Below are 9,448 nucleotides of genomic sequence, written 5' to 3' on the forward strand. Positions count from 1 at the left end.
CTATTCTGCGGCAGTCGGCGCATAGTTTGGATTGGATTCGGTGAGAACCGCGTCGAAGCCTTCGAATTCGGGACCGCCCAGATAGAGATCGCGGTTCTGACCAGCGTTTTTGTGGGCCTCACGGAAATGTTCGGAATGCGTCCAATCGATGAAGTGCTGCCGAGTTTCCCACAGCGCATGGGACGCATAGAGAACGTGGTCCTCCCGCTCGGGCCCCTTGAGTAAATGGAAGACGATGAAGCCGGGCCTTTCCTGAAGCCGCGACTGACGCGACCGCCAGACGTCCTCAAAGGCCTGTTCCTTTCCCTTGACGATTTTGAAGCGGTTCATTGCGACAAACATGACTCGGCTCCTGTCATTGGTCTCGGCGGGTCCCGCCGGCGTTCTTAGCTAATCGTCCTTAAGGCGAAAGGCAAAGAACGTGGTTGAAGCAGGGAGCGGCTGGGACTCGATGGCTATGGTCCCTGATCTGACGTTCGCCGCAGGCGTGATCAGCAACTCTCCGCCATATGGCATGCCTTAATGCTCTATCGCGCGGTAGCGGCTCCGCTAAGACCGCAACGCATTGTGGACCGGGGCGCCAAACTAAGTTAGGAGCGAAATCTCGCGGCCGCGTGAAGGTAGAGTCGGAGATCGCCGCTCGCAAGCATTTCCGAGAAACGCTTTTGAGGTCCTCGCTGACCATGGCGTGTGTAGAAATTGTCCATGAGTTGGACAAGCGACTGCGGTTGCGGATTTTGTCCGATGCGGACGATTTTGCGCAGATGGAAGTAGCGCTGCGACAGCTTCCCGGCGTCGCGTCCGTGCGCGCCAATCGCGCCTGCGCATCGATGACGCTGGTATATGACGGACAGCCGGAGGTCCGCGGCGCCATTCTCGCGACCGCACGTCGAACGCCTTTAATGGCCGCGGAGGTCTGGCGACCTCCGCCAGCCGCCAACGCCAGGCGCGTGACTCTTGCAGCCGGCGCGATCGCCGCCGCGCTCCTGCTTCCCGCGCCGCTCGCCGCAGCGGTCACTTGGCTTAACATCGCCGGCGTCCTCGCGCGCGGCATGCTTGCGGCGTCGCGCGGCAAGCTGAAGACCGACGTTCTTGATGCGCTCGCCATCGGCGTGCCGGCGGCGCGCCAGGAATATGCCACCGCCAGCGTGACCCGCTTCCTTCTCGCGCTGGCGGAGCATATCGAGGCCACCACCGTCCAGCAGTCAGACGAAATGCTGCGTTCGCTCCTGCGACAGGCGCCTGGCGACGTCTGGGTGGAAGGCCGCGACGGCGAGCTCGCGCGTGTGCCTTTCATGCAGCTTAAAGGCGGCGAGCGCGTCGTCGTCGGCGCCGGCGAAACCATTCCGGTCGACGGCCCGGTGGTCGCCGGCGACGCTTATGTCGATCAGTCGTCGGTGACCGGCGAAAGCCTTCCCCTGCCGCGCGCGGTTGGAGATCAGGCGCTCGCGGGCGGCGTTGTCACCGACGGACGGCTCGTGATCCAGGCTGAGCGCGTGGGCGAGGCTACGACCACCGGGCGTATCGCGCGCTATGTCCAGGAGGCGCTCGACCGTCCGGCGGAGATCGAGACTGTGTCCAGCCTCTTTGCCGATCGGCGCGTCGGCATTACGCTGGCCACGGCTGCAGCGGTGTTCGCGCTCACGCGCGACTGGCGCCGGATCGAATCCGTCTTCATGGTCGACTATTCCTGCGCCGTGAAGCTCGGCACGCCGATCGCCATAAAATCCGCAATGTACCGGGCCGCGCAAGAAGGCTGTCTGGTCAAGAGCGGAACGGCGATCGAAACGCTTGCCGGAGTCGACACGATCGTCTTCGACAAGACCGGCACGCTGACCCACAACACGCTGGAGGTCACGGACATTTGTCCGCTGGACCCGGGAATCGATGAAGAACGGGCGGCTGCGATGGTGGCGTCTCTTGGCGAACACACGAGCCATCCCATCGCGCGCGCCGTTGTCGGGCTCGCGCAGCAGCGCCGGCTCGCCCATATCCCGCATGAGGCCGTCAATTTCATTGTCGGTCACGGCGTGGAAGCGAATGTCGATGGACGTCGCATTCGGTTTGGCAGCCGGCATTATCTCGAAGACGACGAGCACATTTCATTCGCGGACGCCCGCAAGACCGTGCGAGCGCTTCAAGAACAAGGCAAATCGCTTCTCTATGTCGCCGCCGACGAGCGCCCGATTGCGGTCTTCGCCTTGCGCGATCGATTGCGGCCGGAGAGCGCGAGCACGCTTGCGCAGTTGCGCGCGTTAGGAGTCAAGCGCTTCGTGATGATCACGGGCGATCGTCAGGCGCCGGCGCTGGCTTTCGCGGAGACGCTTGGCATCGATGCGGTGCATTACGAACAGCAGCCGGAAGATAAGGCCAAGATCATAGCGGCGCTCAAGCGGGAGGGGCGCCGCGTCGCTTATATCGGCGATGGCGTGAATGACGGTCCCGCATTGATGGCGGCCGATGTCGGCATCTCGATGCCGCGCGCCGCCGATATTGCTCGGGCCACCGCCGACATCGTGTTGCTGGAAGACAGACTCGATTCCGTCGCCACGATGCTGACCATCGCCCGCGAGGCCATGGGGCTGATCCATTCGAACTTTAAAATCGCGGTTGGGGTGAATTCGGCGATTCTGGGCGCTGCGGCGTTCGGCCGTCTTTCTCCTCTCGCCGCCGCCACGCTGCACAATGGGACGACGATCGCCGTCCTGCTGCGCGCCCTGCTGAGCGGACGAGCGCAGACTCCCGCCACAGCGAAGATCTCACGCGCTTCAGTCGCACTCGAGCGCAGCCGGGCGCAAGAATAATAGCAGCGCTCCTTCCGCTCGGCGGCGCAAGCGCCCGCCGGGTGAATCGCGATGAGCTGCAAGCGTTGCGCCCAACCACGCGATCTGAAGCTCGATGCGTCCACGAGTTCGGACGCAACTCAGACCAGCACCCTCGCGATTTCCTCGGACCGGTCCGCCGCGTGATCGGATTCTATGGCTTTGGCGCTGCACGGTGACTGCGTGCGAGTCGTTTTGTTTACAACTTAAGCAACAAAGTACTATCTACTTTGGAATGAGAATAAATACACGTTATATATGGTACATATGTCACATGTGCTTAAAAGACTTCCGAAATAACGACTACATAATTGACGAAAAAAAAATATCCGCGCTATGTGCTGCATACAACGCGAGGCATCGCACTGCACACTAGTAGAGGCAGAAGAATGACTAAGAAACATTCCAAATTTTCCTGCCTCGAATCTTGGGTGATCGGGAAAAAATCCCTGCTGGTTTGTGGTCTCGGCGCGCCGGTTGTGATCGCGCTCGAAATCGCATCGGCTTCGGCGCAGAACGCCTCGCAAACACTGCCGCCGGTGACCGTGGATGCGCCGCGTGAAAAGCCGCAAGCAAAACCGCTGCAACAAACGCAACGACCAGTGGCGTCAAGCGCACGGGCGAGCAGCGTTCACCCGAGCGGCCCGAGACCGCATGTGGCTTCGACGACGCGCGGCGCGACTTCCGCCGTCCCGCAGGTCGGTCCTCCGCTGCTCTCCGGCGCCAACGGCGTCGCGCCGTCTCCGCCAACGGGCGAAATCGGCAATCTTCCGCCCGCCTATGCCGGTGGCGAGGTCGCTCGCGGCGCCCGGCTTGGCATGCTCGGCAATCGCGATTTCATGGATACGCCGTTCAATGTGACGAGCTACACGTCGGCGCTGATCGAGAACCAGCAGGCGCGCACCTTGCAGCAGGTCCTGGAGAACGATCCGTCGGTCCGCATGGCCACGTCGGCCGGGCACATTCGCGAGAATTTCAGGATTCGCGGCTTCCCCGTGCTTGGCAGCGAACTCGCGCTCAATGGCATGTATGGTCTCGCGCCCGACGGCCATGTGCCGACCGAATTCCTGGAGCGCGTCGAAGTTCTCAAGGGTCCGGGCGCGCTGCTCAACGGGATGGCGCCCTTCGGCGCGGTCGGCGGCTCGATCAATCTCGTCACCAAAAATGCCAGCGACGCGCCGATCACCAGCGTCAGCACCGACTACACATCCAGTTCTCAGTTCGGCACGCATATCGACGTCGGCCGGCGCGGCGGCGACCACAATCAATTCGGCGTTCGCTACAACGGGGTTTACCGCAGCGGCGGGACCGCGCTCGACGAGCAGTGGAAAGTGCGCGGCCTGAATGCGCTGGCGCTCGATTTTCGTGAAGAGCGCGTCAGGCTGTCGATCGACGCCTATCACAGCCAGGAAATTTCCAAGAACGGCAGCCCGTTCTTTGCAAGCTTCACTGGCATTGGAGTAGCGGCTGCGCCAAGCGCAAGCAAGAATCTGTTTATCGGTACGAACGCCCGCTTCGAGAACGCGGCGGTCATGGCGCGCGGCGAACTCGATATTGCAGAAAATGTCACCGTTTTCGCCGGCATCGGGTTTTTGGACAGCCGAAACTTCGGCTTCACCAACGGAACCAACGCCCCCAGCGTCAATCTGCTCGGCAACTTTACTGGACCGCGAATCGTCAATCTGCGCGGCTACACCAATACGCTGTCGACGCAGGGCGGCATTCGCGGCCAGTTGGACACGGGCCCGCTGCGCCATCAATTCGTGCTGAGCGCCTCGGCGCTGAAATTCAGCCAAAGTTCGGAGTTCGGGTTCAGCGGATCGTACCGATCGAACATCTATGTCCCCGTCGTGCCGCCTCAGGCGCCGCCGCCGGCGGTCGTTCCGAACACGGCGTTTAATCCCAGTCGGCTGTATTTCGAGACCGATCCGCGAAAGACCGGAGAGAACTATCTGGCGAGCCTCGCCTTCGCCGACACTATTTCCGCGTTCGACGATCGTATCCAGTTCATCGGCGGCCTGCGCAGCCAACGGGTGATGACCAAGACGTTCCAGGCCAATACCGGCTTGGAGACCAACTCCTATGATAGCCATCGTCTCTCGCCGGCCTATGCGTTGATCGTGAAGCCGTTCGACAATCGGCTGTCGCTTTACGCCAACTATATCGAGGGCCTCAGTCAGGGGTTACGAGTCACCAATCCGCTCGCAACCAATTTCAACGAGTCGTTTCCGCCCTTCGTCTCCAAGCAGATCGAAACCGGCGCGAAGCTGGATTTGGGCGTTCTCGCGAATACGCTGAGCTTCTACGAGATTACGCAACCCACTCTTTCGACCGTGACGAGCGGCGGCCTGCTCAGTTACAAGCCCGTCCGGCAACGCAACCAGGGCATCGAGTGGAACGTCTTTGGCGAGCCGATCCCGGGCGTCCGCGTGCTGGGCGGGGTCACCTATATGGTCGGCGTCATCACCCAGAGCGCTGACGGAAAGACCACCGGAAAGAACGCCTTCGGCATACCAAGATGGCAGGCGAACTTCTACGGCGAATGGGACCTTCCCTATCTGGTCGGGGTGACCGTGGAAGGCCGCGTCATCTATACGAGCGCCCTCTATGTCGACTCGTTGAACTACTACCGAATTCCTGAATGGACGCGCTTCGACGCAGGCGCTCGCTACACCACGAAGATATACGGCACAGACATGACGCTGCGGGCGAATGTGAACAATCTGTTCAATCGCAGCTACTGGTCTGGAGCGTTTAACGACGGTTTCGCCACGCTCGATGCGCCGCGCACCGTCCTCCTGTCGGCGACCTTCAACTTCTAAAGATGGGAGCGGACGATGAACCTCTCGCCCGCAGCTATTCAATTCGCCGCCTGCGCGGCCATCGCGACGGGCGCCGCCGGCCTCTATCTCGGCGCACAGAACCAGCGCTGGCTGTCGCGGCCTCTGCCTGCTCCGTGGAGCGGCCTCGCTGGCGCGGCGCTGCTGCTTCTCGGCGTCTTTCTCTGGAGTCAGGTGGTTCAGCTTTCGACCGCGATTTTCGCGGCGCTCGTTTTGATCATGCTTCTGTTCATCGCTTTTCCGTGCCTGGGGGCGCTGCGAACCTTGATCAGGAACACGCCATGAATCAGATCCGACGCGATTGGGTCAGTAAAACCTCGGCCGGCGTCATTCTGGGCTTCAGCCTCGCGATCGGTCTTGCGGGTCTCTTCGCGTGGCTCAGTCCCGGCGGACTCGCAACTCCGAATAAATTTCAGCTGGTGATGTGGCTGATCGCGCCGATCTGGCTGACGACGCTGACTCTTTGTTTCTTTTTTTCGAGCGGTATGCGCGCCTGGCTCTGGCTGGGCGGCGTAAATCTACTGGCGTACGCCGGCCTCTTCGCCTGCCGCCTTTTCCTTCGCTAATCGGGACAACGCACGATGCGCAGCGACGTTGTTCGACTCTATAAGGTTGTCCATACCTGGACAGGCATCACCGCCGGGATGTTTCTGTTCATCGCCTTCTACGCCGGCTCCATCACGGTGTTCGCCGAGCCGCTCGCGCGCTGGGTTTCATCCCCCGCGCCGGTCCGTCTCACGGCGCTCGCGCAGTCGGACGAATTGATCGCGCGCACCCTTGCCGCTCGGCCTGACGCAGCGAAGGAATTCACACTTTATCTCACCGATACCGAAGATGTTTGGACGCGCCTCACATGGCGGAAAGGCAAGGACGACAAGACGCCATGGTCGGCGGAGCTTTCTCCAGCAGGCGAGGTGCGCCTTGCGCAGTCATATCGCTCGAGTCTTGCCGACTTCGTCGACAACATTCACCGAACCGCTGGCATTCCAGGCGCGAACGACATCGGTGAGACCATCATGGGGGTCGTGAGCGCTGTCTATGCCGTCGCGCTTGTGTCAGGCTTGATCATCGTTCTGCCTTCGCTCGTTAAGGATCTCTTCGCGCTGCGAGTCGGCGCCAATCTCAAGCGCATGTGGCTCGACGCGCATAACGTCGTGGGCGTCGTCAGCCTGCCGTTCCACATCGTCATCGCGCTGAGCGCCGTCGTTTTCTCCCTGCACGACCAGCTATACGACGCGCTCGACTACGTCGTCTATGACGGCCGTCTGAAGTCAGTCATGGCCGCGAGCAACCCCTTCAACTCGATCAAAAAGGACGAGCGACCCGCGCCGATGCTGCCCGTCAACACGCTCCTTGAGCGGGTGAAGGCGGCGTCGCCAAGTTTCGTCCCAGTCGAAATGCGTTACCGAAACGCCGGGCTTCGGGGCGCCTCGGTTCAGGTTTGGGGTCATGACACCCGCTATATGACGAGAGGCAAGGGGTTTGCGGTCATCAGTCCAGTCACCGGCGAGATCGCCAACACGGACTATCTGCCGGGCAGAGAGGGAACTTGGACGGGCGTCGTGGCGACGTTCTTCGCCCTGCATTTCGCCACCTTCGGCGGCGATGCCGTGCGCGTCTGCTACTTCCTTCTCGGCGTCGCGGGCGCCTTCCTTTTCTATTCCGGCAATTTGCTTTGGATCGAATCTCGTCGGCGAACTGAACGGAGAAACGGCGGGCCCGTAATTCAGAAGACATCGACGCGGCTGATGTCCGCCGCCACCGTCGGCGTTTGTCTCGGCGCGATCTGCGCGATCTCCATCACGATCGTGGCGGCGAAATGGTTGAACGGCCGCGTCGCGAACATCGACGTGTGGCACAATGGCGTTTATTACGCCGTGTTCGTGGCGAGCGTGCTTTGGTCGTTCCTTCGGGGAGCCGCCGCGGCCAGCGTCGAGCTTCTCTGGCTTGCCGCGATAGCCGCCGCGGCAATTCCTTTCACCACACTGTTCAGTTGGACATCGCCTGCGCTCGGCATGCAAGGTTCGGCGAGCATGGCCGCGCTCGGCGTCGATCTCGTCGCGCTTTCCGCCGCACTATGTTTCGTCTGGATGGCGCGCTCTGCAGCTCATCGCGTCGAATATGGGCCCGCCGACAGCGTCTGGTCCGCGTCACACCGGCAATTGCAGGAGGACGCGCGATGACGACGCCCTGCGAGCAATTGTTGGAAGCGCGCTTCGGCCAAGACGTGGGTTCGAATCGTTGGTGGCGCCGCGTCGCCATCGAAGGCTGCCCAATTGTCCAGGCGATCGGCGGCGACCGGGCGCGCGTCTTGTTCTTGTGGCGAGACCCCGAAGGCGATGCGACGGCCTCGAGGACTCTATCGGTTTATATCGATATCTGCTCAGTCACTGATCATCAAAGCAATGAGTCCGCCTCTTTAGAGCGGATCGCCGGAACGGACGTCTGGCATTGGTTCTTTGAGGTCGAGGCTGAATGGCGCGGAAGCTATTGCTTCATTCCTCTCAACGACGACCATCTCCTTGGCGCACATGGCGTCGGCCGCGAAACGACTCCGAAGGAGTGGTGGCGTTCGGCGTTGAAGTTCGCGCAGACCGATCCGCTGAACCCCAACTTTGGCCATGTCGGTCTGCGCGGACAGCCATTATCCGCGGCGCATCTTCCACAGGCGCCATTCCAAACGGCGTGGCGTGACGTCGACCGCAATAACCGCGCAGCAGCCGATCAAAGTCGCCTGCATCTCATGGAATGGAGCAGCGCTCGGTTGCGTAACACTCGCCGTGTTTGGATTTATCGCACGGGCGCGACGACACAAGAGAGCAAGCTTCCTCTTGTCGTGCTCCTGGACGGCCAATATTGGGCCAAAGCCATGCCGGTCTTCTCGGCCCTGGATCATGCCACGCAAGCCGACTTGCTCCCGCCGAGCGTCTATGTGCTCATCGACTCGCTGGATGCAAAAATACGAACGCGCGAACTCGCGTGTGACGAAGCCTTTCTGGAGGCCGTTCAACAGGAGCTATTAACAATAGTGGCAGGCCTCGCGCCGTGCTGCCATGATCCGAGCAAGACCGTCATCGCGGGACAGAGTTTTGGCGGACTCGCGGCGCTTTTCGCCGGACTTCGCTCGCCAGAATGCTTCGGTTGCGTGCTCAGCCAATCTGGCTCGTTTTGGTGGCCGGGAAGCTATGTGGGGGAGGAGCTGCGCCCGCACGTTCCGGACACGCGCAGCCATGCGCGAGACGTCGTCGCCGATTTGATCGAGAGCAGCAAGAGCGGCGTTTCCCGTCTGCGCGTCTTTCTGGAGGCTGGAAGCTTTGAGAAAGTCATTCGCGTCGCCAGCGACCGCACTCACCGGACTCTCATCGACGCGGGGCACGACGCCCACTATCGCGTCTATTCGGGCGGGCACGATCCGCTCTGCTGGCGTGGCGGATTGATCGACGGACTGTCCCGTCTGCTCGCCGACCATCGTGCGGCGCCCGCGGGCGTTACGGCGTCTCGCTCGGACGCTTCAAGACGCGATTACAAACGCGACGGAGTGAATGTGTGAACGACGCGCAGCCAAATCCATTCGACGACGAAAGCCTTACGTTTCTCGTTCTGGTCAATTCCCAGGGGCAGCACAGTCTCTGGCCGACATTCGCCCCGAAGCCCGCAGGTTGGCGACGGCTCTTCGGCCCGAGCGATCGGAGCGACTGTATAAACTTTGTCGATGAGCATTGGACGGACATGCGCCCAAAGTCTCTTCGTGAGGCCTCTCGTCCGCGCTAACAAACGATTTCGTCG

Annotated in this window: 8 protein-coding genes; 7 read left to right on the forward strand and 1 reads right to left on the reverse strand. The window is 61.5% G+C overall.

Features of this window, described 5'->3' with window-relative positions; all coding sequences use genetic code 11:
* Positions 1-342, reverse strand: a complete 342-nt coding sequence (locus IYY11_RS07055) for an antibiotic biosynthesis monooxygenase family protein (protein WP_026222724.1) — start codon at positions 340-342, stop codon at positions 1-3.
* Between the two features lie 422 nt (positions 343-764).
* Between IYY11_RS07055 and IYY11_RS07060 the strand changes: the two genes are divergently transcribed.
* The 7 genes from IYY11_RS07060 (at position 765) to IYY11_RS07090 (ending at position 9,433) form a co-directional block, all read left to right on the forward strand.
* Entirely contained in the window at positions 765-2,804 is a 2,040-nt protein-coding gene (locus IYY11_RS07060; RefSeq protein WP_246719726.1) for a heavy metal translocating P-type ATPase, read from the forward strand.
* Between the two features lie 407 nt (positions 2,805-3,211).
* Positions 3,212-5,644 carry a TonB-dependent siderophore receptor gene (locus IYY11_RS07065; protein ID WP_196403206.1) on the forward strand — a complete coding sequence of 811 codons (2,433 nt, stop codon included), beginning with the start codon at positions 3,212-3,214 and terminating at the stop codon, positions 5,642-5,644.
* Positions 5,645-5,659: 15 nt separating this feature from the next.
* Positions 5,660-5,947, forward strand: a complete 288-nt coding sequence (locus IYY11_RS07070; RefSeq protein ID WP_196403207.1) for a hypothetical protein — start codon at positions 5,660-5,662, stop codon at positions 5,945-5,947.
* Positions 5,944-6,228: a hypothetical protein gene (locus IYY11_RS07075; RefSeq protein WP_196403208.1), complete on the forward strand. Its 285-nt coding sequence runs from the start codon at positions 5,944-5,946 to the stop codon at positions 6,226-6,228. Before IYY11_RS07070 ends, IYY11_RS07075 begins: the two co-directional genes overlap by 4 nt.
* A gap of 15 nt (positions 6,229-6,243) precedes the next feature.
* Positions 6,244-7,845, forward strand: a complete 1,602-nt coding sequence (locus IYY11_RS07080) for a PepSY domain-containing protein (protein ID WP_196403209.1) — start codon at positions 6,244-6,246, stop codon at positions 7,843-7,845.
* Entirely contained in the window at positions 7,842-9,212 is a 1,371-nt protein-coding gene (fes, locus tag IYY11_RS07085; RefSeq protein ID WP_246719727.1) for an enterochelin esterase, read from the forward strand. The genes IYY11_RS07080 and fes overlap by 4 nt, the downstream gene beginning before the upstream one ends.
* A complete protein-coding gene (locus tag IYY11_RS07090) occupies positions 9,209-9,433 on the forward strand; it encodes an MbtH family protein (protein ID WP_196403210.1) in 225 nt (74 codons plus the stop codon). Before fes ends, IYY11_RS07090 begins: the two co-directional genes overlap by 4 nt.
* Positions 9,434-9,448: the final 15 nt, after the last annotated feature.

The sequence above is a fragment of the Methylocystis sp. H62 genome (assembly GCF_015709515.1).
GTDB lineage: Bacteria > Pseudomonadota > Alphaproteobacteria > Rhizobiales > Beijerinckiaceae > Methylocystis.